The sequence below is a fragment of the Marinobacter gelidimuriae genome (assembly GCF_000372805.1).
GTDB classification, from domain to species: Bacteria; Pseudomonadota; Gammaproteobacteria; order Pseudomonadales; family Oleiphilaceae; genus Marinobacter; species Marinobacter gelidimuriae.
Genome location: NZ_KB889904.1, coordinates 1 through 22,138 on the forward strand (window position 1 = coordinate 1; position 22,138 = coordinate 22,138).

Annotated in this window: 20 protein-coding genes and 1 pseudogene; 14 read left to right on the forward strand and 7 right to left on the reverse strand. The window is 54.6% G+C overall.

Going from position 1 to position 22,138, the window contains the following annotated elements; genetic code table 11:
• Positions 1–177 (reverse strand): transposase (locus A3OI_RS20205; RefSeq protein WP_040475077.1); only part of this gene is annotated, 177 nt, incomplete at its 3' end.
• Positions 178–447: 270 nt separating this feature from the next.
• Here A3OI_RS20205 and A3OI_RS0113030 point away from each other — a divergent pair.
• The 5 genes from A3OI_RS0113030 to A3OI_RS0113055 all read left to right on the forward strand — a co-directional run bounded on the left by A3OI_RS0113030 (position 448) and on the right by A3OI_RS0113055 (position 7,973).
• The gene (locus tag A3OI_RS0113030) at positions 448–3,918 is read left to right on the forward strand and encodes a class I SAM-dependent DNA methyltransferase (protein WP_018404704.1); all 3,471 of its coding nucleotides are present in this window, start codon (positions 448–450) and stop codon (positions 3,916–3,918) included.
• Positions 3,919–4,551: 633 nt separating this feature from the next.
• Positions 4,552–4,860 (forward strand): helix-turn-helix domain-containing protein, encoded by a 309-nt coding sequence (locus tag A3OI_RS0113040; protein WP_228702973.1) that lies wholly within the window; start codon positions 4,552–4,554, stop codon positions 4,858–4,860.
• On the forward strand, positions 4,841–5,773 hold the full coding sequence (locus A3OI_RS0113045) for a reverse transcriptase family protein (protein WP_018404707.1): 933 nt from the start codon (positions 4,841–4,843) through the stop codon (positions 5,771–5,773). The genes A3OI_RS0113040 and A3OI_RS0113045 overlap by 20 nt, the downstream gene beginning before the upstream one ends.
• A gap of 460 nt (positions 5,774–6,233) precedes the next feature.
• The gene (locus A3OI_RS0113050; RefSeq protein ID WP_018404708.1) at positions 6,234–7,109 is read left to right on the forward strand and encodes a DNA ligase; all 876 of its coding nucleotides are present in this window, start codon (positions 6,234–6,236) and stop codon (positions 7,107–7,109) included.
• Between the two features lie 78 nt (positions 7,110–7,187).
• Positions 7,188–7,973, forward strand: a complete 786-nt coding sequence (locus A3OI_RS0113055; RefSeq protein ID WP_018404709.1) for an ATP-binding protein — start codon at positions 7,188–7,190, stop codon at positions 7,971–7,973.
• Positions 7,974–7,991: 18 nt separating this feature from the next.
• Here the strand turns inward: A3OI_RS0113055 and A3OI_RS0113060 are convergent, their stop codons facing one another.
• Together A3OI_RS0113060 and pdsR are read right to left on the reverse strand one after the other, a co-directional pair.
• The gene (locus A3OI_RS0113060) at positions 7,992–10,145 is read right to left on the reverse strand and encodes a histidine kinase dimerization/phospho-acceptor domain-containing protein (protein WP_018404710.1); all 2,154 of its coding nucleotides are present in this window, start codon (positions 10,143–10,145) and stop codon (positions 7,992–7,994) included.
• Positions 10,146–10,181: 36 nt separating this feature from the next.
• Entirely contained in the window at positions 10,182–10,883 is a 702-nt protein-coding gene (gene pdsR, locus A3OI_RS0113065; protein ID WP_018404711.1) for a proteobacterial dedicated sortase system response regulator, read from the reverse strand.
• Between the two features lie 241 nt (positions 10,884–11,124).
• On the opposite strand from pdsR, the gene A3OI_RS0113070 reads away from it, so the two are divergent.
• The 3 genes from A3OI_RS0113070 (at position 11,125) to A3OI_RS0113080 (ending at position 12,021) form a co-directional block, all read left to right on the forward strand.
• Positions 11,125–11,343: a hypothetical protein gene (locus tag A3OI_RS0113070; RefSeq protein ID WP_228702974.1), complete on the forward strand. Its 219-nt coding sequence runs from the start codon at positions 11,125–11,127 to the stop codon at positions 11,341–11,343.
• A 50-nt stretch (positions 11,344–11,393) separates the two neighbouring features.
• Positions 11,394–11,549, forward strand: a complete 156-nt coding sequence (locus A3OI_RS22810) for a hypothetical protein (RefSeq protein ID WP_018404713.1) — start codon at positions 11,394–11,396, stop codon at positions 11,547–11,549.
• Positions 11,550–11,619: 70 nt separating this feature from the next.
• Positions 11,620–12,021: an MAPEG family protein gene (locus A3OI_RS0113080; protein ID WP_018404714.1), complete on the forward strand. Its 402-nt coding sequence runs from the start codon at positions 11,620–11,622 to the stop codon at positions 12,019–12,021.
• A gap of 10 nt (positions 12,022–12,031) precedes the next feature.
• Here the strand turns inward: A3OI_RS0113080 and A3OI_RS20210 are convergent, their stop codons facing one another.
• Positions 12,032–12,385 carry an OmpA family protein gene (locus A3OI_RS20210; protein WP_228702975.1) on the reverse strand — a complete coding sequence of 118 codons (354 nt, stop codon included), beginning with the start codon at positions 12,383–12,385 and terminating at the stop codon, positions 12,032–12,034.
• 227 nt (positions 12,386–12,612) lie between these two features.
• On the opposite strand from A3OI_RS20210, the gene A3OI_RS0113090 reads away from it, so the two are divergent.
• Positions 12,613–14,052, forward strand: a complete 1,440-nt coding sequence (locus A3OI_RS0113090) for a rhomboid family intramembrane serine protease (protein ID WP_018404715.1) — start codon at positions 12,613–12,615, stop codon at positions 14,050–14,052.
• Between the two features lie 69 nt (positions 14,053–14,121).
• On the opposite strand, the gene A3OI_RS24700 is transcribed toward A3OI_RS0113090, so the two are convergent.
• Both A3OI_RS24700 and A3OI_RS20215 read right to left on the reverse strand, forming a co-directional pair.
• Entirely contained in the window at positions 14,122–14,343 is a 222-nt protein-coding gene (locus A3OI_RS24700; protein ID WP_407635526.1) for a hypothetical protein, read from the reverse strand.
• Positions 14,315–15,358, reverse strand: a complete 1,044-nt coding sequence (locus tag A3OI_RS20215; RefSeq protein ID WP_407635527.1) for a B-box zinc finger protein — start codon at positions 15,356–15,358, stop codon at positions 14,315–14,317. Before A3OI_RS20215 ends, A3OI_RS24700 begins: the two co-directional genes overlap by 29 nt.
• Before the next feature lie 192 nt (positions 15,359–15,550).
• On the opposite strand from A3OI_RS20215, the gene acnA reads away from it, so the two are divergent.
• From acnA to A3OI_RS0113110, 3 genes are all read left to right on the forward strand, one after another.
• Positions 15,551–18,319 carry an aconitate hydratase AcnA gene (gene acnA, locus A3OI_RS0113100; protein WP_018404717.1) on the forward strand — a complete coding sequence of 923 codons (2,769 nt, stop codon included), beginning with the start codon at positions 15,551–15,553 and terminating at the stop codon, positions 18,317–18,319.
• A 185-nt stretch (positions 18,320–18,504) separates the two neighbouring features.
• Complete coding sequence (locus A3OI_RS22815) at positions 18,505–18,645, forward strand: DUF2288 family protein (protein WP_018404718.1); 141 nt, start codon at positions 18,505–18,507, stop codon at positions 18,643–18,645.
• Positions 18,645–19,553, forward strand: coding sequence for a lysine exporter LysO family protein (locus A3OI_RS0113110; RefSeq protein WP_018404719.1), 909 nt, complete (start codon positions 18,645–18,647; stop codon positions 19,551–19,553). Before A3OI_RS22815 ends, A3OI_RS0113110 begins: the two co-directional genes overlap by 1 nt.
• Positions 19,554–19,576: 23 nt before the next feature.
• On the opposite strand, the gene A3OI_RS0113115 is transcribed toward A3OI_RS0113110, so the two are convergent.
• Complete coding sequence (locus A3OI_RS0113115) at positions 19,577–20,386, reverse strand: TatD family hydrolase (protein WP_018404720.1); 810 nt, start codon at positions 20,384–20,386, stop codon at positions 19,577–19,579.
• An 84-nt stretch (positions 20,387–20,470) separates the two neighbouring features.
• Between A3OI_RS0113115 and A3OI_RS0113120 the strand changes: the two genes are divergently transcribed.
• Positions 20,471–21,742 carry a D-amino acid dehydrogenase gene (locus A3OI_RS0113120; RefSeq protein WP_018404721.1) on the forward strand — a complete coding sequence of 424 codons (1,272 nt, stop codon included), beginning with the start codon at positions 20,471–20,473 and terminating at the stop codon, positions 21,740–21,742.
• 149 nt (positions 21,743–21,891) lie between these two features.
• Positions 21,892–22,138 (forward strand): annotated as a pseudogene (locus A3OI_RS0113125) (transposase); the annotation flags it as partial.

Sequence of the window (22,138 nt, forward strand, 5' to 3'; positions counted from 1 at the left end):
CTGGTCATGCCCCCTCGATAGCCGGCAGCCGGTAGCATTGCCGCCGTCAGGGCACACAAATCCCTTGGGCCAGCGGTGCTGGAAAAGGGCTTCCTGGCACGGTGCTTCTGTGCCGTATTGCTTGAGAAAAGCCGGCAACGACAGGCCGGGCTGGAACTGGATTGGGTTACGTGCCATGAGATTGCCTCCTGTACTGTATATGATCAGTATATGCCAGAATGGCGGCAGCGTGGCTGATTAACGTGAGTAATCAGGTAGTGTTTTGTCACATTAGGGTGGTTAGAAAAAGATACTGTCACAAAAATAATTTTATACCCAATAGTGACACTTTTCCGTGTCACATCAAACCATCCCCTAAGGGTATACTCTATTGTGGCGCTTAATGCCGCTCATTTGGAAAACAGGTAACATCACCTCAAAACAGATCTAACTAATGGAGTAGTTCGCTTGGATGGCATCGCTGACCCTTCCGCTGTAGAAGATTTTCTCAAACGCTGGAAAGGTAACTCGGGCAGTGAACGCTCGAACTTCCAGTCATTCATGCGTGATCTCTGCACCCTGCTGGATCTGTCGCACCCGGTGCCAGGAGAGAGTGACACCAGCAAGAACGCTTATGTGTTTGAGCGATTTATCGCGTCTCCGCGAGTTGATGGCAATACCGATAACCGGTACATCGATCTGTATCGCCGGGATTGCTTTGTTCTGGAAGGGAAACAGACTGGCAAAGAACTGGCCTCCCGAAGCCATCAGAATGCCATCAATGCGGCGGTAGCCCAGGCCGAACGCTACATTCGTGGACTGCCCCAAGAAGAAATTGAGCATGGTCGGCCTCCTTTCATCGTGGTCGTGGACGTTGGCAATGCCATCTATATCTATTCCGAGTTCACCCGGACCGGCGGCAACTACGTTCCTTTCCCGGATCCTCGGCATTACGAAATCAAGCTGGACGACCTGCACAAGCCAGAGGTTCAGCACCGACTTCGCCAACTTTGGCTGGAGCCAGACCGCCTCGACCCGAGTAAACACGCCGCCAAAGTCACACGGGAAGTCAGTACCAAGCTGGCAGAGCTGGCGAAGTCCTTGGAGCACAGTGGTTATGATGCTGAACGGGCCGCCAGTTTCCTGAAACGCTGTCTGTTCACCATGTTTGCTGAAGATGTGGAACTGTTACCCAAATCATCCTTCCACGACTTGCTTGTAGACGTTAAGGACCTGAATCCAGATGCGTTCCCTCATGCCCTGAAAGGTCTCTGGGAAACAATGAACGCTGGGGGTTATAGTGAACGCCTGATGCAAACCATTAAACGGTTCAACGGCGGCCTGTTCAAAAACATCGACCCCATTCCGCTAAACGTTCACCAGATTCAATTACTCATTGATGCCTCTAAGGCAGATTGGCGATTCGTGGAGCCGGCAATCTTCGGCACGCTGCTAGAACGAGCCCTAGACCCACGGGAACGCCATAAATTGGGCGCTCATTACACGCCCAGGGCCTACGTTGAACGTTTGGTGATGCCGACTTTGATCGAACCACTCCGGGAACAGTGGGGCGATATTCGAGGGGCAGCGGAAACCTTGCTGCGCCAAGGTAAGACCGCCAAAGCACTCCAGGAAGTCCAGGCCTTTCATTATCAGCTTTGCCAAACCCGTGTGCTGGACCCGGCCTGCGGCAGCGCTAACTTCCTTTATGTGGCCTTAGAGCACATGAAACGACTGGAAGGGGAAGTCCTGAGCTTCCTTTCTGAGCTGACTCAGGGTCAGGGCGTCCTGGAAAGTGAGGGCCTGACCGTTGATCCTCACCAGTTTCTTGGATTGGAAATCAATCCTCGGGCCGCTCAAATTGCTGAGCTCGTGCTTTGGATTGGTTATCTGCAGTGGCATTACCGTCTGAATGATCGCCTAGATTTGCCTGAACCCATCCTGCGGGACTTCAAAAACATCGAATGTCGGGATGCCCTGATTGAGTATGACAGCCGGGAACCTGAGCTGGATGACAACGGTGATCCGGTGACGATCTGGGATAGCATCAGTATGAAGGTCAGCCCGATTACGGGTGAACTGATTCCCGATGAAACCGGGCGAGCCACTGTCTATCGCTACCACAATCCTCGCCAAAGTATGTGGCCAGAAGCGGAGTACATTATAGGTAACCCTCCTTTTATTGGGGCAAAACGCATGCGAGCATTGCTCGGAGACGGTTACGTAGACGCAATTCAAAAAGCGTGGAATGAAGTGCCCCAATCCGCGGATTTCGTTATGAGGTGGTGGCATCGAGCTGCTGAACTTGCACGAGATGGTGAAGTAAAAAGATTTGGCCTTATTACCACGAACTCAATAACGCAGTCTTACATCAGGCGAGCCGTGGAGCCTCACTTAAACGCAAAAAACCCACTATCCATTATTTATGCAACCCCGGATCACCCATGGGTGGAGAGCAACGATGGCGCAGCAGTAAGGATTGCCATGACAGTTGGTCAAGGCGGCAGTCATCCGGGTATTTTGAAAAAGGTACGATCGGAGTTTCGAAAAGGTGGAGCTAAAAACGACGACATGGTTGAATCTTTTTCGGTACAGCGAGGGCGAATTTACTCAAACCTAAAAGTTGGGGCAGATGTATCCTCAGCGGTTTCCCTTGAGGCTAACCAAGGCATATGTTCTGTTGGGATGAAAACAATCGGAGGCGGCTTCCAGGTCACACAAGAAAAAGCCGAAAGGCTCGGACTCAAAGAAAACTCCGTCATAGCAAAATACATTCGTCCTTATATTAGCGGGCGAGATTTCGTATCCACAAGGCGTGGTATACATATAATCGACTTTTTTGGACTTGATCGAGCTGAAGTGCAAGGGGATTTTCCCGATGCATATCAGCACTTACTTACGACCGTAAAACCAGAAAGAGACCAGAATAGGAATAGAATTTTTAAAGAGAAGTGGTGGGTTATTGGCCACCCTAGACAGGAATTCAGAGAATTTACAAAAACATTGTCCCAGTATTTAGTTACTGTAGAAACTATGAAGCATCGCCTTTTCGGTGTGATACCTATAGAGACAGCGCCAGATAGCACGTTGGTTACTTTTGGCTTAAGTGATTTCTATTCGCTAGGGGTGCTGTCTAGCCGCATACACAGCCTATGGGCTTTATCAGCCGGAGGTACACTTGAAAATAGGCCAAGGTATAACAAAACCTGCTGTTTCGAGACATTTCCATTTCCGGCTCTAGACTCCGAGACCGCTTCAAAAATTGGCGTTCTTGCGGAGACAATAGATGACCGTAGAAAGTGCCAACAAGCCGAATACCCCAACCTAACCCTAACCGGCATGTACAACGTCTTAGAAAAACTAAGGGTAGGCGAAGAATTCACTGCCAAAGAAAAGACTGTCCACCAGCAAGGCCTGGTATCCCTTCTCCGGGAACTTCACGACGACCTGGATCGCTCTGTTTTCGAGGCCTATGGCTGGCCAGATTTGGCCGAAAAACTAGTTGGCAAGCCCGGCGCAACGACACCTCTGCCCGACAAATCGGCCGACCAGGCCGAAGCTGAGGAAGAGCTGTTGATACGGTTGGTGGCACTCAACAAACAGCGTGCTCAGGAAGAAGCCCAAGGGGTTGTCCGTTGGCTTCGACCAGATTACCAGGCGCCGGATGCCGTACAACAGGAAGTCGACATCGCACCCAAGGAAACCGCAACAAAACCGGAAGCCACTACGAGCAAAGGCAAGGCGGCCTTCCCGAAAGCCATCCCCGAGCAGCTACGAGTACTGCGACAGGCCCTGGCCGAACGATCCCACACCACGGACAGCCTGGCCGAAATGTTCAAACGGAAGCCCAGGAAATCTGTAGAGGAAGGCCTTAAGTCGCTGGCTGCTTTGGGGATTGCCGAATTCGAAGCGGAAACCCACACCTGGCGTGCGGTATAGATATTTTGGGCAGTAAGGTGAAAGGTGACGACTGGATCTTCAGGTAATTAAATCGTATATATCCGGCGACCCCATCTTGAGCTGATCGCCACGACCCTTAGGATTACCTCTAGCCCGTGCTTGGCTGTTGGTGTCGCAAATAACGAAAGTTCGCTATTTGCGATTTTTGTTGACAAATAGCGAACTTATTAGATAATATAGTTCTAGTGTTGAGAGGGAGATTTAGCCAAGCAACTGAGTGGAAACACTCGCGGAGAATTTATTCTCTACCTTACTGGGCCGCTAGCGTCGTCATGAGATCACCTGTGATGTAACGTGCGAGCTGATACCACGTGTTGGCGACACCACGTGGTAGAAACAGGGGATTTGCTGCCAGACACTCCCGATAGTCCTTTTGTTATGGCGAGCTGATACTCACCCGAGTGTTAGTAACTAAAGGACACCAATATGAAATTATTAAGACTCAACACGGTCTGGCAGACGATTAAGAAGTCAAAGGAGAAGAAATACAGTAAGACTTGGGCGCTGTTGAAACTTGCAATCCGCATTGCGTATTGGATTTGGAGGCTCTTAAGTCATTTTCTTCAGTGATGTTGATATTCTTAATCGGTTCCCCCACTTTTTTAGGAGATTATGATGATCCATCGAGCATTGAAAACGATGCGATTATTTCATAGTTTGACTCAAGCAGAGCTTGCAGGAAAGCTTGAAATGTCAAAATCGTACCTAAGTGAGATTGAGTCGGGAAAAAAAACGATAGGGTTTGAGCTTCTCGAAAAATACTCTGCAATATTTGATATTCCAGTTTCGTCGCTAGTCTTCTTTTCAGAGAATTTGGACAGAAAAGAGTCAGTGCCAGAGCGTTTCCGTTATGTCGTTGCTGATAAGATTCTGAGCGTTATGGAGTGGGTGGCATTGAAAGATGACGCAAAACCGGCGTAAACCCAGAATTCAGACAAAGAATAAAAGTTATCCTCTTCAAGATTCCCCTTTATTTAAGCTAACGACAAAAAGAAAACTAGCCAAAATTATCTTCTCTGAGCTGGCCGAATTAAAACAGCTTTGTAACGATAACAACTATTCTTGCTTCACCGAAATCACTAAAGGTAAGACAAGATTTATCCAGGCGCCCTTGCGGCGTCTGGATATGGTGCATACCAGAATAGCTAGCCTGCTCTGTAGAATAGATGTGCCGAACGAGCTCCATTCTGGAACAAAAGGGCGTTCTATTTTTTCGAATGCAAAGGCGCATCTGGGGGTCGGGCGGCGGACCGTCACCGTTGATATTAAGTCTTTCTTCAAAAGCACATCTAGATCGCAAGTTTTTGATTTTTTCTCGGACACCATGAAATGCGCACCAGACGTAGCGGATCTTCTGTCGCGTTTACTAACGTTTAACGACCACATACCAACGGGCAGCAGAGTTAGCATGCCAATGGCGTACTTCGCGAACCAGAAAATGTTCTGTGACATGCAGGCGGTTGCGGACGCCAGAGGAGCGACCATGACAATTTATGTAGATGATCTGACCTTCTCAGGCACGAAGCTAAACCACCAGTTCGTTGACAAAATATCAAACATTACCGAAAAGTATAAGCATACTCTGCATCCCGATAAAACTAGATTTTATGGCCCTAAAGCAGCCAAGTGCATTACCGGCACGGTTATCGTCGGCAACGAGTTAAGACCCCGAAATTGCCAATACAAGGCTGTCCATGAGGATATGCAGAACTGGCTGTCGATAAATAAGCCAGACGATGCGCTAGCGGCGCGCCTTCTCGGACGAATCAGCTTCATTGGGAATTTCGATGCTCGTTTCAAAGATAAGGCCGTGCGCTTCAGGCGAGCATTGTAAGAGTCGGCTTCTTTGAAACGACATGTAGAGAAAAACCAGCACTACCTGGTTAGTAGGCCTCAAGCCCATCTCAAATCCGCTCCTAAACAGACGTTTAAGCCAACTAATCCACGACAGACTATAGCGTAAGCAGTTTTATCCACTGCGCGTAATCGCGGTTATGGTAAACCAGTGGTCAGGTTCGTCGGTGCGCCCGGCTAAAAACTTCACCACGCTCAGATCGACGCGACTCCACCAAGCGAATCAGTTCTGGATCGTTCAGGCGCTTCAGCATAGCTTCGTGGATATTCGGTGGCGCGCAGTCTCTGCGCTTGGGGCTAGGTGTGACACGCATTTGGTTGTGAGTGCAAGTGTGCTGACACGCTAGCAAACAGGGCTCGCATCTTAAGCATGCTTCAAAGTAGAGTGGCGAACGTTGAGCACCAGGATGGAGCGCAACCTAAATTTAAAGGAGTTTTTGATGTTTGTTATTTCATGGATGAAGCGCCTGGGTTCAGGCTTATTGGCAAGCATGGCGCTGATGACCGTTGGTGCAATCGCTGGGCCAGCAAGCGTTCCGTTGGCTAATGTGTATCAGCAGGGTGCGCCGCTTGCGGATTATTGGGTGAGCGAAAAACTGGATGGAGTGCGGGCTTATTGGGACGGTGAGCGCCTGTGGTCCCGCCGCGGCAATCCGTTTCAGGCGCCTGACTGGTTTGTCAGCGATTTCCCGCCGCAGCCGTTAGACGGAGAGCTGTGGCTGGGGCGCGGCCATTTTGCACAACTTTCCGGCATTGTGCGCACCGTTCGGCCCGTCGATGCGGATTGGCGTTCTGTGCGTTTTATGGTGTTCGATTTGCCGTTGGCCGACCAGACATTCGATCAACGTCTTCCCCGTTTGCGCGAGTTGGTCAGTCAAGCGGGTTCACCCTATCTGGCCTTGGTTGAGCAGCAACGGCCCGGAAACCATCAGCAGCTGATGGCTCGCCGGGATAAAGTGATTGCTGTCGGTGGCGAAGGGCTGATGCTGCGCCGTGGCGCTAGCGTTTATCAGGCTGGTCGCTCGGATGACCTGTTAAAAGTGAAGCGCTTTGACGACGCCGAAGCGATCGTTGTGGGCATTCTGCCGGGCAAGGGCAAATATCAGGGCATGATGGGCGCGCTGCGGGTGCGGCTGGCCGGTAATCGGGAGTTTCGCATTGGCAGCGGTTTCAGCGATGCCGAACGCGCAGAACCACCGCCACTGGGTAGCGTTATTACCTTCAAACATTCTGGCCACACCGCCACCGGCCTGCCACGATTTGCCAGTTTTATGCGAGTGCGAAATGATGAGCCAGAGGCGACAGCTGTGCCATAGGTCGCGGCTGCTAACCGCAATTCTGAAACCGCTTTGCGCTACAGTGCCTGCTTTCACCATAGTTACAGGGAGAAGCTTATGTCGGTTACCGACTCTATCGACTGGCGCACCACGCCGGCCGCCGTGTGGCGCCGGCACCGTTCCGGCCTGCGTGCTATTCGCCGCCTGGATCCGGTTACCTGGGGGTCGCTGACCGGCGTAGACCAACAGCAACAGGCGCTGGCGCTGAACACCGAACGTTTTTTGCAGGGCGAGCCGTCTAATAACGTACTGCTTTGGGGCGCCCGTGGTACTGGCAAGTCGTCTTTGATCAAAGCGCTGCTGAACCACTATCAGGCACAGGGCCTGCGGATGATTGAGGTGGATAAAGACGACCTGGTGCACCTGCCTGAAATTGTTGATGATTTGTGGGACTTGCCCTACCACTTCGTTATATTTTGCGATGACCTGTCATTCGAGGCCGGTGAAACCAGCTACAAGGCGCTGAAAAGCGTTCTGGAAGGGTCGCTGGAACTGCCACCGGAGAATGTGCGTGTGTACGCCACCTCGAATCGCCGCCACCTGATGCCCGAGTACATGGCAGACAACATGAGTAGCCACAGTCGTGGGGGTGAAATTCATCCGGCTGAAGCCATAGAGGAGCAGATTTCCCTGGCGGATCGCTTTGGTGTGCAGCTCTCGTTCTATGCGTTTTCCCAGGCGCTTTACTTGCAGGCGATTGATGCTCTGTTTGTCGAAGTTGGCGATCGTGAGGCCCTGCACCAGCAAGCCATTCGTTTCGCGACCGCTCGCGGTGTCCGCAATGGCCGCACAGCGCAGCAGTTCTTCCGTCAGCACGGCCCGCGCTCGCCGCTAGTTGATTAGTCGGCGATTACTCGGTGGTTAAGGCGTCGTCGAGTTTATATCCGCGCCTGATTCAGCGCCGGGAATCACCAGCCGGAACGCCACGCCGTCAAGGCCGTTTCGGCTCTGATTATCCGCCTCCAGGCAGGTCTGGTGGTAGTTCGCAATCAGCTGCGCAATCAGCAGGCCCTGGCCCAGATGATGTTCAGACGTGTTGAACTGGCCTACCCTATGGGACACAAACGCCGAAAAAATATCCGCTCCGGCGGGTAGTCGGGAGCCCTGATTAAATACGCTGAGTTGCCAGCCCTGGTCAACTCGCCGCAAATCCAGCTCGATACGCTGGCCTCCAGAGGTAAAGTCCCGCGCGTTGTCGACTAACTTATCCAAAAGCTGTACCAACAGCTCCGGCGACCCCAAAACTTGACTGCCTTGCTCCGGGCCCTGGTACACAATAACGTGGTGCGGATCCAACGCCTGGTAGGCGGCCGTCACCTGCGTCAGCACTTCAGCCACATCAAACACCTCTTTGTGTTCGGCTTCCAGGCTCTGCTCCAGCCGTGCGGCTTCACTCATGCTGCGCAAAATACCGCTAAGCCTGGCCACAGCGCTTTGGGCACGGGTCAGATAATTTTGCCGCTCGGCTTCATCGGTGCAGTGAGTCAGGTTATCAAGGGATGAGCGTACCACCGCCAGTGGCGTTTTCAGTTCATGGGACAAGCGCTGTGAGAAGCTTTCCAGGTATTGGTTGTAACCGTGAAGACTGCTGACCAGCCGGTTAAAGCGCTGCTGAAGCTGGCCCAGTTCGTCGTTACCAATGCCTGACTTTGCCTGTAACGGCACCTGGGCATCCATTCGGCCATCGGCATCCACGCACTGGGTGACCCATTTCGCCAAACGGCTGATGCGCCATGACAGCCAGCTGGCATAACCCAGCAAAACCACCACCAAGCCAATAATAATCAGAAAGCTGCGGGCCAGTACGGTGCCCAGAGCGGCGCCTGAAATGTTCAGCAGTTGATCCAGCGATTGCTCCAGCACCAGTGTTCGTCCACCAAACACCGGTGCCTGTGCGCTCAGCCACAGGCTACCGTTACTGTGACGCATCAACGCTGGGGCTGGAAGATTAACCGGGAGCTGGCGCCAGAGCTGTTCATTCACCAGAAGCGAGTCGGGTTGATTGGCTTTCACCAGCGCCTTCAGCAGATTCTGCCCTACCTGTTGTAGCCACGAGGCGTTTTCATCTGCTTGGTTGATGCGTGCAGTACTTGGCTCGATGCCCGTCGTGGTCGCCGGCTTGGTTATGACTGTGCGCTGCTGACGGGCGATCACCCAACCAGACTCTTCCATTACTCGCAGTTGTTGGCCGCTGTCTAGCCAGCTGGCCAGCGTCTGCTCCAGATCCGCGTTGCGGCGAACCAGAGTGGCCGCTGGAATCTGCGCCAATGGCGGACTTTCAGCAGCCACGCCTTCGCCTCCATAAAGGGCAAGCGCTATGCGGCTGCCCACGGCAGGCCGGGGCAGGGCCAGTTCCAGCTGCCAGCCATTGGCTACCGGTTGCCAGAACGCGTTCACGCCGGGGTCTGTTTTGGTCCAGTTAGCACCGCTACGGGCCGGCAACTGCCCGGGCGCCGACGGGCGTAGCAACCAGGCCTGATTACGCGGGTTTACACGGAGCTCATTGGCGCCACTGAACAGTTGCAGCAATAACCGGTGGTGGGCCTGCTGCGGCGCTCCGGGATTGAACAGCTGGGGCGGTTGGCCTGGAATGCGAATCAGCAGATACAGGGCTTTATCGCTGTGGCTGGCCTGCCAGTAAAGCGCGCCAGGCTGAGGAGCAGCCTCAGGCAGCTGCTGCCAGGGTTGAAGAGCGGATAGAGGCGCTTGCGCCGGCGGTGGGAAGGGCTCGGGGGAATCGTAACCAGGCCAATCATCGGCGTAGCCGTCAAGCAGTAAAGTGCTATTTTGAGCCGCGGTATAAACCGCAAACGTATCAGCGGCCAACGGAGGCTGTGCCAGCAGTTCATCACCCGCCAGCAGGGCCAGGCGATTTGCCTGTTGCTGCAACTGTTGCTGGGCCTGCTGGCGCAGAATCGTGTCTAACTCAAGCGCAAACTGAACCCCCGCAAGAGGAATCAGCAACATTAACAGGCTTACCAGCAACAGCTGGCGTTTCAGGCTCAGTGCGGCCACGCGCACGGCTCTTGGCTTGGGCCGAAAATGGCACGCTCAGGCATTGTGGTCGTGCCAGCGGTAACCCATGCCGTAAACCGTTTGAACGCTGTTGAAGTCGCGGTCCAGAGCGTTGAATTTGCCACGAATACGTTTGATATGCGACGTCACCGTATTGTCATCGAGTACCGTGCTCGCCGCGTCCATCAGCTGAACACGGCTGCGCACATGGCCCGGGTGGCGGGTCAGTGCGTGCAGCATCCAGAACTCGGTGACCGTCAGCTCAACGGCCTGGTTGTTCCAGCTGGCGCTCATGCGGTCCAGATTCAGTGTCAGTTTGCCTCTTGCCAGCAATTCGTCGGGCTGTTGGTAGGCCTGATTCCAGGCGTCTGCGCGGCGCAGCAGTGCATTAATGCGGGCCAGCAGGTGTTCCATGCTCATGTCCTTGGTGACGTAGTCATCTGCGCCCAGGCGCAGGCCATGTACCGAGTCGATGTCGCTGTCGCGGGCGGTCAGAAAAATAATCGGCAGAGTGGCTGACTGCCGGCGTAGGTCCTGGCACAAAGTAAACCCGCCCTCGGCTTCGCTCCCCAGGCCCACATCAATAATCGCCAGGTCTGGCAGCTGCCGCTGTAACGCCTGCCAGGCAGCTGGCCGGTCACCGTAGGTAGACACAGAAAAGCCCCGGCGTTCGAACGCGGCGCGGTAATTGTCGCGGATGGCGGGTTCGTCTTCGATCAGTGCCAGATGCTTGTTCATGGCGGCCCGGTGAGTGGAGGCGGGGTTAATAGGCGAGCAGTGCTGTAAACCTAAGATAGTGATGACGCTCGCGCTGCACAAGGGCAAAAGGGTTGTGCTGCGGGGCTTGCCACAATTGATCACAGTTGCCCGCTGCCGCTGCCATATTAGAGTCATACAGTGCTGTTGCAATGATTGCGGGTGCCTGCCGGGTGTCCGCAGCAATAACGCAACTTACTAACGTAAAATGGCGGTGCTGATTATGATAATGACAGGTCTATTTTTTGCGCAGGTAATATCGTTCAGCCGTGCGTTGGTGCGCCGCGCCATAGGCGGGTTGTGGCGTAGCCGTGATGCCGCCGGTCTTTGGCTGGTTATGTTGCTGATTCTGTTTGTGCATCCGCTGTTTGGCGAAACCGGCAACGCTCTGGATTCTGCGGTATGGGTGTTTGAGCAAATTGGGACTGTCTCCGGGCCGTAAACCTGACGTACACTTGTGCGCCAAAATATCGGACACAAAGTTGCTATTTTATGGCCCTACTGAGAAAAATACTGGCGTGGACGGGTGTATTACCGGCCATTGAAACCACTGGCATGACCAACAAAGACATACCCGAACTGATTGCGCGCTGCCACAGTGCTATGGCCAAGGCAATTGCCGAGCTGGGTGAAAGTAAGGCACAGTGAGTTAGCTTCCGTCACTTGTCGGCGACGCAGGCATGGCCTGCGCGGGCAGTTCATTGATCCAGGACTGAATATGATTGTACCTATAACCGGTGTTTTCGCGGCTGTTATCGGAATTTTGCTGCTGGTTTTGTCTGCCGTGGTGGTTAAGTACCGGCTCAAATACGGCAAGGGTATGGGTATTGCGGAAGATCTCGATTTTGAGGCCGCCGTGCGTGCCCACGGTAATCTGGTGGAATACGCACCGCTGACCCTGCTGATGCTGGGTATTGCCGAGTTGAACGGCGTTTCCAACGGGTTTATTTACTGGGTTGGTATGGCTTTTGTGGTGGGTCGTATATTGCACGCTTGGGGCATGTTTCAGGGCCAGGGCGGGCCCCACAAGGCCCGCACGGTGGGTATTTTGCTAACCTGGGCTGCGATTCTGGTGATCGCCGTGTTATTGCTGCTGAATGTGTTTCAGGCATACGGCTAGGCCGAAGAGCTCAAGGGGTTCTGGCCAATTTAGCCGGACAGCGCGCTGGATACGCTGTGTTGCACGTACTCCAGTTCCACCCGGCGGTTGGCCGCATGCGCGACAGAAAATGACCATAGTCGTCGGTACCAAAGACGTCGGAATGCCCGTGTACGCGCACATGTAGATGAACGTTGCGGCGTAAGTAGTGGCCGTGACGGGTAAGCATGTCCATGTCGGCGGCGCTAAGCTGATGCTTGTTGTAGCCGTAATGGAACTTCAGCTGACGGGGTTTGTGTGACTCGGCGCATGAATCTGGCTGAAAACCCTCGGCCAGGGTTGCGCGGGCCAGTAATTCCGGGCTGTCCAAAACAAGAACGGTCATGTGGGGTTTCCTTGCATTCGGGGGCCGGCTGATAATGTTTTTACGCCGAACGATGATGTTCATAGCCGGATTTCGAGGCCGTACTATATCAAGGCCGAACGATTGGCGCGCAGAACAATAACAGCACTAGGCGGTTGGTCGATAGCGCCATTAAACCGCGCAACCAAGGCTACGCTATGACAAAACACGGCTTACAGGTGGCCAATTGTGATCAAATGTGATGCCCCATGCTGATTATTCCCGCTGAAAACGCTGTTAACTGGAAACGCCCGCCCTGGATTACCTTGGGGTTGATGCTGGCCTGCGTGCTGGTATTCACGTTTTATCAGGGTGCCGACCAGCGCAAGCTTCAGGTGGCTGTTAACCACTATTTGAAAAATGATCTGCAGGCTCTGGAGGCGCCGGTTTACGAAGATTACCTGCTGCGCCAGATACGCCAGCAGGGCGATAGCGAATCGGTTTACCAGCTGCAGCAGATGCGTAATCTACAGGCCAATCAGAAAGACGGTTGGCTGGCGGTTATCCTGCTGATGGACCGCGACTTTTATCAGTATTTGCTCGATAACCGTGATCTGGTGTGGGCCAGCGCAGAGCGAGAGCGCTGGCAACAGCAGCGGGGCTTTATTGAGGACAACTTTATTGGCCGGCTTAGTTCCCATCGTTTTGGGCTGATACCCGCGCAGTTGTCGCTGCACAGCTTTATCAGCTATCAGTTTTTGCACGGCGGCTGGGGCCACTTGCTGGGCAATCTGGTGTTTCTGTTTTTGCTGGGATTTACCGTGGAGAAAGCCTTGGGCGCTGCGCGCTTTCTGTTGGCCTATCTGCTGTGTGGGGCGCTTTCTGGCCTGATGTTCACTGGATTTTCTGCGGGCAGCCTGGTGCCGCTGATGGGCGCGTCTGGCGCCATTTCCGGGCTGATGGGCATGTACGTGGCGATTTACGGTCTGCAAAAAATCCGTTTTTTCATTTTTTTGGGCGTCTACTTCAACTATTTTCGAGCGCCGGCTATCGCCATTCTGCCGGTGTGGCTGGGTAAAGAGATTTACGATTACTGGTACGCCGGCGCTACCGGTGTCGCCTACATGGCCCACGCTGGCGGCCTGCTGGCAGGTGCGGTTCTAGTGGGAGCGTTGGGTAAAAGCTGGTTTCAGGTGAAAGACACGTTTTTCGAGCCTGAACCCGAAGCGGAAGATGCCGCTTTTACCGAGGCTTATGGGCAGGCTATGGCGGCGATATCTACCCTGGATTTTGAGCTGGCCAGTACGCGCTTTGAGGCTTTGCGAGAAGCTTATCCCCAGCGCGCGTTGGTACTGCAACATCAGCAACAACTGGCACAACTGCGCCCGGACCTGCCCGAGTATCGCCACTTTAGCCGCGAGCGGATGGATGATGCGCTCAGCAGGCAGCAATTTGATCAAGTTATTGCGGTATGGCGGGAATATTTGGCTAAAGGCGAGGCGTACCAGCCGTTGGCTGCGGAAGACCACAACCGTGTGCTGTTTGCCAGCCTGAAACAGCATGATTTGAGCACCGCAGAAAAAGCCTTTGAGTGCCTGCGAGGCGCGGGCAGCGAGCTGATGGTCAGCGAGGCCTGTCGCCTGCTGGTGGCGGAATTTGAAAAACGCCAGATGGCGCCCAAGGCCCAGCACTACCGGCAGTGGTTATAGCGCTACGCTGGTGGCATCAGACGCTCAACAGGCTTATGAATTAGCCAGGCAGAACACTAGTCCGCTATGTTAAAGCTGGCTTTGGGGCCGCGTAATGGCTGGCGTTCCTGCGCTTGCTCCAAGAAGCAGTTTCAATGCCAAACGATAGTGACCGCTGCGATAAAGCGCGCCGGCCATCGTTACCGAAAGCTCGGCGTCTTGCAAACGGAATTGTGGGTCTGCCTGCTGCAGTTGCACCAGCAAGTCTGCCAGGGCCTTGCCATCATTGCGGGCTGCCACTGCGAATGTCATTGCGCGCCGCCAGCAGCCTGTAAAGTTGGCCAATGCGCAGCGAGTTGTCTGGTTCGCGCTTGAGCTGCTCTAGCAGCAGAGTCTGCGCGCGATCGTAGTTGCCATCTTTCAGGTTCATGTCCAGGTCGGCATCAAAGCGCTGGCTGCGATCGCGGTGGTGATGGTCTTCGGGTTCGACAGCGTCCTGGTAATCCGCAGCAAAGCCCAGCTCCTCCTGATACTGAAACAGCAGATAACCCAGCATGTGAAATAGCATTAGAGTGAAGGTGCTGTTAAGAAAACCCGCCAGCGGTCGCGATACCCATTCTGAAAAGTGCGTCAGGGCAAAATCCTGGGCCGCGCCAGACGCCAGCACCAGAAGAATCAGGTAACCGTAAAGCAGGAAGTAGGGGCTGCCGATGCGGGCGATCAAAGTGGCCAGGTTCAGGGGATTTACCGCCGCGCCCACGCTGCGCTCCATGGCCAGCACCATAATGCTGGCGGGCAGGGCTAACACCACAAACGCCAGCGTCAGCAGTAATAGCAAGGGCCCGCCCAACAGGCCCGCGGCCGTTACCAGTCCGCCCATCAGTGCAAACACCAGAATCTGCAGAATCACAATGTTGAAGCCGCTGCCGCTAAAGGCCTCGGCCAGCGGTGGTGGCTTCAGGTGGCCTTCGGCGGTGCGATTGATAACGGCGTAGGTGTATTTCATCAGCGCCAGCGCCAGTAACAGCCACACCAGCATGCCCAGTAGGTTGCGAGGTGCCAGAGCCGGAACCAGTGTGCAGATGGCGATAACCAGCAGCGGATCGGCGTGGAATGGATAGCGAAAAAACGCGCCTAGCCGGTGCCAGAACGGCACCACCTCGGTGGCGGCGCCCAAATAGCGCATTGCTTTGTTGCACTGGGGGCATATCCCGCGGCGTTGTTTGGCGTTAGCGTCTGGCATGCAGCGGGCGCAAAAATGCAGCTGGCATTCACCGCAATGCCATTTGGCCGGGTCGCCGGGGTGATAGTGGCAATCGTGTTTCAAAATGTGTTTGTGTCCTGCCTGGCTTGAGTGCAGTGTTTATAATCGCAAAAGTGCTACCTGAAGAATACGCCGGTATCGGCGTTAACGCTTCACTATTCAGCCGCTGAATAGTGAAGATCTATGTTATAGAGTTGCAGTCTACCGAAACGGTGCGATAGTAATAGGAGCTAAATTCACCTTAGGAGGTACGCTATGTCTAGTGAACTTCACAGTCAGGATAGCCTGAACACCCTTAGCAGCCTGAAGGCTGGAAACACTACCTATCATTATTACAGCTTGCCGAAAGCGGCGGCTGAGCTGGGTGACCTTGACCGCCTGCCGTTTTCGCTGAAAGTGCTATTAGAAAACCTGTTGCGCAATGAAGACGGCACCACGGTAGACCGCAGCCATATTGATGCCATGGTGCAGTGGCTTAAAGACCGCAATTCCGACACTGAAATCCAGTTTCGCCCGGCGCGGGTGCTGATGCAGGACTTTACGGGCGTGCCCGGTGTGGTAGACCTTGCGGCTATGCGCCAGGCCGTTCAAAAAGCCGGCAAAGACCCGGCAATGATCAACCCGCTGACGCCGGTGGACCTGGTGATAGACCACTCCGTTATGGTTGATCGCTTTGGCGACGCTTCGGCGTTCAAAGACAACGTTGCCATGGAAATGGAGCGCAACCAGGAGCGCTACGAGTTCTTGCGCTGGGGCCAGCAGGCCTTTGATAATTTCCGCGTGGTGCCACCCGGAACCGGTATTTGCCACCAGGTGAACCTGGAATACCTGGGCAAAACCGTATGGCACAAACAGCTGGGCGACAAAACCCTGGCTTACCCGGACACCCTGGTGGGTACCGATTCCCACACCACTATGATCAACGGCCTGGGCATACTGGGTTGGGGCGTGGGCGGCATTGAAGCCGAAGCCGCCATGCTGGGCCAGCCGGTATCTATGTTAATTCCCGAAGTGGTTGGCTTTAAAATCAGCGGCAAATTGCGCGAAGGCATTACCGCCACCGATCTGGTGCTGACCGTTACCGAAATGCTGCGTAGCCATGGAGTCGTGGGTAAATTTGTTGAGTTTTACGGCGACGGACTGAAAGATATGCCGGTGGCCGACCGCGCTACCATTGCCAACATGGCGCCTGAATACGGTGCCACCTGCGGCTTCTTCCCGGTAGACGAACAGACTCTGAAGTATCTGCGCCTGACCGGCCGTGAGGAGCAGCAGGTCGAGCTGGTAGAAGCCTACGCCAAGGCACAGGGCCTGTGGCGTGAACCCGGCCACGAGCCGGCGTATACCGCTACCCTCGAATTGGATATGGATGAGGTCGAAGCCAGCATGGCCGGCCCCAAGCGCCCGCAAGACAGGGTGGCGCTGAAGAACATGAAAGCCGCGTTTGAACTGGTGATGGAAACCGGCGAAGGTGCACCCAAAACGAATGACAAACGCGACAACGCACTTGAGTCTGAGGGTGGGCAAACCGCCGTCGGTGTCGACAACAGTTATCATCATCACTCCAGTCAGATGCTGACGATGAATGGCCAGGAAACCCGACTGGACCCGGGCGCGGTTGTGATTGCGGCGATTACCTCGTGCACCAACACGTCCAACCCCAGCGTTATGATGGCCGCTGGCCTTGTAGCACAAAAAGCGGTCGCCAAAGGCTTGAAAACCAAGCCGTGGGTGAAGACGTCGTTGGCGCCAGGCTCGAAAGTGGTCACCGAGTATCTGCGCGCAGGCGGTTTCCAGGGCGACCTGGACAAGCTCGGTTTTGATCTGGTGGGCTACGGTTGCACCACGTGTATCGGCAACTCCGGCCCGCTGCCCGATGCGGTGGAAAAAGCCATTGCCGATGGTGACATTACCGTGGCGTCGGTGCTGTCTGGCAATCGCAACTTTGAAGGCCGGGTGCACCCGCTGGTGAAAACCAATTGGTTGGCGTCGCCGCCCTTAGTAGTGGCTTACGCGCTGGCGGGTAACGTACGGGTGAATCTGTTGGAAGATTCGCTGGGTGACGACACAGACGGCAACCCGGTGTACCTGAAAGACCTATGGCCCAGCCAGCAGGAAGTGGCAGAGGCGGTGGAAAAAGTCAAAACGGACATGTTTCGCACCGAATACGCCGCCGTGTTCGACGGCGATGCTACCTGGCAGGCCATAGAAGTGCCAAAAACCAAGGTGTACAAGTGGTCAGACGATTCGACCTACATCCAGCACCCGCCGTTCTTCGAAAACATGGGCCCGGAGCCCGAGCCGGTGGACGACATTCGCGAAGCGCGTATTCTTGCGCTGCTGGGGGATTCGGTCACCACCGATCACATATCCCCCGCCGGCTCGTTCAGGGCCGATAGCCCCGCCGGTAAATACCTGCAGGAGCACGGTGTAGAACCAAAAAACTTCAACTCTTACGGTTCACGTCGCGGCAACCACCAGGTGATGATGCGTGGCACCTTTGCCAACGTACGTATTCGCAATGAAATGTTGGATGGCGTAGAAGGCGGGTTTACTCGTTACGTGCCTGATGGCAAACAGATGCCGATCTACGACGCCGCAATGAAGTACCAGCAGCAGGGTACGCCGCTGGTGGTGATTGCCGGTAAGGAATACGGTACCGGCTCCAGCCGTGATTGGGCCGCCAAAGGTACTCGCCTGCTGGGCGTGCGTGCGGTAGTCGCCGAATCTTACGAGCGTATTCACCGTTCCAACCTGATCGGCATGGGCGTAATGCCACTGCAATTCCAAAGTGGCACCGACCGCAAAACCCTGAAACTGACCGGCGACGAAACCATCGCCATTGATGGCTTGTCTGGCGACATCACGACCGGGCAAATTCTGAGCATGACGGTCACTTATGGGGATGGCACAACCGCAAGTTGTGATTTACTATCGCGCATAGACACAGCGAACGAAGCGGTGTACTTTCGCCACGGCGGGATTCTGCACTACGTGGTTCGGGAAATGCTGCGTAATGCCTGACGTGTGTCGCTAAAAGCCGTGATGATCGAAAGGCCAGCTACCTGAAGGGTGCTGGCCTTTTGTCTCTATGGCGGTGCGATCATTAAAGCCTGTAATGGACTGGCACACCGGGTGACAGTGGCTGCTATTCGGGCAATCGGTTAAAATTTGCCACGCATTTTTGACAACCATCCATCAAGGCCGTTATGTCTTCTTCTTCTGAATCTGCGAATGAAATCAAAGCCCGACTGAATCTTGAAACCTCCCGTATTCACTGGCATGACCTACAAACGTATTATGCCCGCGGGCACGTTGTGCGCGTGGCCGCCGACGGCGAGTTGCACTGATGCTGACTGGAGTGCTGCTGATACTGGCGCCGCTGTTTCTTGGCTTTGCCATTTCTATTTCCAACCGTCGCGCGATGACTTCTATCCACTACCTGGTAGAAACCCTGGTGTATCTGATTCTGGGTATGCTTGGTTTGGGGCTAGGGCAAATGGACGGATTGGGTAGTCAACTTAGCACCATGGCAAGCCAGGTGTTGGCTCTGGTGGCGCTGTTGCTGCTGTGCAACATGGGTGGTTTGTGGCTGTTTCACCGTTGGCGCCCACTGGCAGTGAGCAGCGCGGAAGAGTCGGCTAACCCGGGCTATCGGCGGCTATTCATGGCGGCGATAAAACCATTGAGCGCAGCTCTTGTTGGCTTGTTATTGGGCTATTACCTGTTGCCGGCTATACCGTTTATAGATCAGATCGCTACCGGCCTGCTAATGCTGCTGCTGTTCTTGATTGGTTTGCAGCTTCGTAACGCTGGTTTGTCTTTGCGCAAGCTGCTGATGAACATGCAGGGCCTAGGTATAGCGCTGGTTGTAATGGTCAGTTCAATGCTGGCGGGTGTGTTACTAATACCAGTGCTAGGTTTGCCTTGGCATCAGACATTGGCACTGACTTCCGGTTTTGGTTTTTACTCGCTGTCTGGAATTGTCATTGGTGATGCCTTGGGGCCCGCCTGGGGCGGGGTGGCGTTTATGAACGACATGCTGCGCGAAATTATCGCTCTGGCCATTATTCCGCTGGTGATCGCCCGCCGCCCGGCAATGGCCATTGGTTATGGCGGAGCCACCTCTATGGATTTTACCCTGCCGGTGATTCGCAGCAGCGGTGGTTTGGCCTGCGTGCCCGTGGCTATCGCCTCCGGTTTTTTGCTGTCGTTTTTTGCCCCGGTGTTCATGGGGCTGTTTTTGTCATTAGGCTAGGCAAGCCTGACCCGCTTGCGGCCTTAGCCCGCCGGAAAAAACGTGCGCAAGCTGTTGTGGTAGGTCTGCTCGATCACCTGCTGCAACGGCAGCTCTTTTACTTCGGCAATTTTTTCGGCCACAAAGGGCAGGTAACAAGGCGCGTTCTCACGCCCGCGATAGGGTACCGGGGTCAAAAACGGCGCGTCGGTTTCCAGCAGAATTTGTTCGATGGGCGACATGCGTACAATGTCCCGCACGCTTTCGGCTTTGTTGAAGGTCGTTATGCCGTTAAAGCCCAGGCACCAGCCCTGGCCCAGGGCATAGCGCGCGAGCCCGGGGCCGGAGGTAAAGCTGTGAATCACGCCGCGCCGGTTCAGGCTGGTTTCGAACTCGCGCAGAATCTCAACCATGTCGTCGTCGGCGTCGCGGCTGTGAATCACTACCGGCTTGTTGCAGTCGCAGGCAATTTGTAGCTGGCGGCGAAACACGGTGCGCTGCACCTCGCGGTCAGCGTGATCGTAGTAATAATCCAGCCCGATTTCGCCGACCGCGACGATTTTTGTATCGCCGGCGTGGGTGCGAATTTCAGCTTCCACTTCATCGTTAAAGGTTTCGGCTTCGTGGGGATGAACCCCCTGGGTGCCATAAATCCAGGGGGCCATCTGGCTCAGTTGCCGCACACGCTCAAGATTATCCGGAGCGACCGCAATAGTGATGATGCGCTCAATGTTCAGCTGCTCACTTTGCAGTAGGATATCCTCAAGTGGGCGCTCTTTGAGGTAGTCCAGATGGCAGTGGGTTTCTATGATAGGGTGATCAAATCGTGGAATTTCACGACGCTTCTTACTCATGGGGCACTCGCAATACGTTGTCGGCAAGGAATGTCGCCATATTAACAGTTTTACGCTTTGTTCACCCAGCCAAAGGAGAGTTCTATGCACGTTGTGGTGATTGGTGGTGGTGTGGTTGGTGTAACCACAGCTTGGGAACTCTGTCGCCGCGGCCATCAAGTGACCGTTCTGGAGCGTCACAGCCTGGCAGGTAATGAAACCAGTAAGGCGAATGCCGCGCAGCGTTCTTACGGTGTTGTGTATCCTTGGGCCGACCCGGCTATGGTGCTTAAAGCACTGCCTTGGTTGGTAAAACAGGACGGGCCACTAAAAATGGGGATGCCGCCGTCGCTGGCAACCATTCGTTTCATGTTTTCGACGTTACGCTACGCCTGGTCGCCGGGGCTCTTCGGTTTTAACCGGCGCGCCATGTTGCGCCTGGCCAAGCACAGCCGAGAGCGTTTCCTGGTTCTGGAAAACGAGCTTGAGCTGGACTTTGACGGTGCCCATAAAGGCCTGTTGCATTTAGCCAGTACGCCGGAGGCGTTGGACGGCTATCGCAGGACTCAACGCTTGCTGAGTAGTATGGACATTCCCGCACGTATTTTGAACGCCGCCGAGGTAGAACAGTTAGAGCCTGGCCTGAGCGGCAACGGGCCACTTTACGGCGCGCTCAGCTATGACACCGACGGCACCGGCGACTGCCACCTGTTCAGCCGTGAATTGGCGCGGGCTTGTGAAGAAAAAGGCGTGGTGTTTCGCTATGAGGTAGACGTAGAACAACTGCTGGCAGACGACCGGCGTGTCAACAGCATTATGTTGCGTACCAAAGAAGGGCAGCGGGAAAACCTGAACGCCGATGCGGTTGTCGTCAGCGCCGGCTGCTGGTCTGACAAGCTGACCCGGCCCCTGGGCCAGCGACTGCCGATTTATCCGATGAAAGGCTACAGCCTGACGGCAACCATTACCGATGCACAAAAAGCGCCAAACTCCACCATACACGATGACCAATACAAGGTAGTTATGACCCGCTTGGGCGACCGCTTGCGGGCAACGGGGTTTGTGGAATTGAACGATTTTGACCGGAGTATTCCGCAGGCACGTCTTGACACCATTAAAAAGGCGGTTCGCAGTCGCTTTCCGGGTTGCACCGACATCGATAGTGCAGAAAGCTGGACCGGGTTCCGCCCGATGACGCCAGACGGCCCTGCAATCATTGGCCGTGGCAACCGGGAGAATCTGTATTTGAATACCGGCCACGGTGTATTTGGTTGGACGCTTGCCGCTGGAAGCGCGGATGTGATCGCCAGTGTGATCGATAACCAGGAGCCGGCGGTGTGCCTGGATGCATTCCGCCCGGAGCGTTTCAGCGAGTAGGGCGCTTGGGCTTTCTCGGCCGCTAACGAATAAACAGAAACAAAAAAAGGCACCCGAAGGCAAGCCACTCGCCTTATGTGTGGCTGAGGGTTTGCGCCAAGTGGTGCTAGGGGCTGTTGACGTTTTCGCATAAGGCATTGAATAAAGTAGGGGAACTTATTGATGACAGCACGGCGGCAAGCGAATTAATGGAACCATTGCCGCCGGCTAAAGCCGTGGTAGCGGACAAAGGATATGACAGTGAAAAGATTCGCGAACAGATTAAAAACAAAGGTGCCAACGCCGTGATGCCAAGAAGGTCAAATTCGGTCATAGGTAATGCGGATATGGATGGGTCGTTATATCGCCACCGTCATTTGGTGGAAAATGCGTTTGCACGCTTGACACATTGTAACT

What these genes read in the sequence shown, in the direction of transcription:
- A3OI_RS0113040 (WP_228702973.1), top strand. Translation starts at nt 4,552, where the DNA reads ATGATGATCCATCGAGCATTGAAAACGATGCGATTATTTCATAGTTTG.
- A3OI_RS0113045 (WP_018404707.1), top strand. Translation starts at nt 4,841, where the DNA reads ATGACGCAAAACCGGCGTAAACCCAGAATTCAGACAAAGAATAAAAGT.
- A3OI_RS0113050 (WP_018404708.1), top strand. Translation starts at nt 6,234, where the DNA reads ATGTTTGTTATTTCATGGATGAAGCGCCTGGGTTCAGGCTTATTGGCA.
- A3OI_RS0113055 (WP_018404709.1), top strand. Translation starts at nt 7,188, where the DNA reads ATGTCGGTTACCGACTCTATCGACTGGCGCACCACGCCGGCCGCCGTG.
- pdsR (WP_018404711.1), bottom strand. Translation starts at nt 10,883, where the DNA reads ATGAACAAGCATCTGGCACTGATCGAAGACGAACCCGCCATCCGCGAC.
- A3OI_RS0113070 (WP_228702974.1), top strand. Translation starts at nt 11,125, where the DNA reads ATGATAATGACAGGTCTATTTTTTGCGCAGGTAATATCGTTCAGCCGT.
- A3OI_RS22810 (WP_018404713.1), top strand. Translation starts at nt 11,394, where the DNA reads ATGGCCCTACTGAGAAAAATACTGGCGTGGACGGGTGTATTACCGGCC.
- A3OI_RS0113080 (WP_018404714.1), top strand. Translation starts at nt 11,620, where the DNA reads ATGATTGTACCTATAACCGGTGTTTTCGCGGCTGTTATCGGAATTTTG.
- A3OI_RS20210 (WP_228702975.1), bottom strand. Translation starts at nt 12,385, where the DNA reads ATGACCGTTCTTGTTTTGGACAGCCCGGAATTACTGGCCCGCGCAACC.
- A3OI_RS0113090 (WP_018404715.1), top strand. Translation starts at nt 12,613, where the DNA reads ATGCTGATTATTCCCGCTGAAAACGCTGTTAACTGGAAACGCCCGCCC.
- A3OI_RS24700 (WP_407635526.1), bottom strand. Translation starts at nt 14,343, where the DNA reads ATGACATTCGCAGTGGCAGCCCGCAATGATGGCAAGGCCCTGGCAGAC.
- acnA (WP_018404717.1), top strand. Translation starts at nt 15,551, where the DNA reads ATGTCTAGTGAACTTCACAGTCAGGATAGCCTGAACACCCTTAGCAGC.
- A3OI_RS22815 (WP_018404718.1), top strand. Translation starts at nt 18,505, where the DNA reads ATGTCTTCTTCTTCTGAATCTGCGAATGAAATCAAAGCCCGACTGAAT.
- A3OI_RS0113110 (WP_018404719.1), top strand. Translation starts at nt 18,645, where the DNA reads ATGCTGACTGGAGTGCTGCTGATACTGGCGCCGCTGTTTCTTGGCTTT.
- A3OI_RS0113115 (WP_018404720.1), bottom strand. Translation starts at nt 20,386, where the DNA reads ATGAGTAAGAAGCGTCGTGAAATTCCACGATTTGATCACCCTATCATA.
- A3OI_RS0113120 (WP_018404721.1), top strand. Translation starts at nt 20,471, where the DNA reads ATGCACGTTGTGGTGATTGGTGGTGGTGTGGTTGGTGTAACCACAGCT.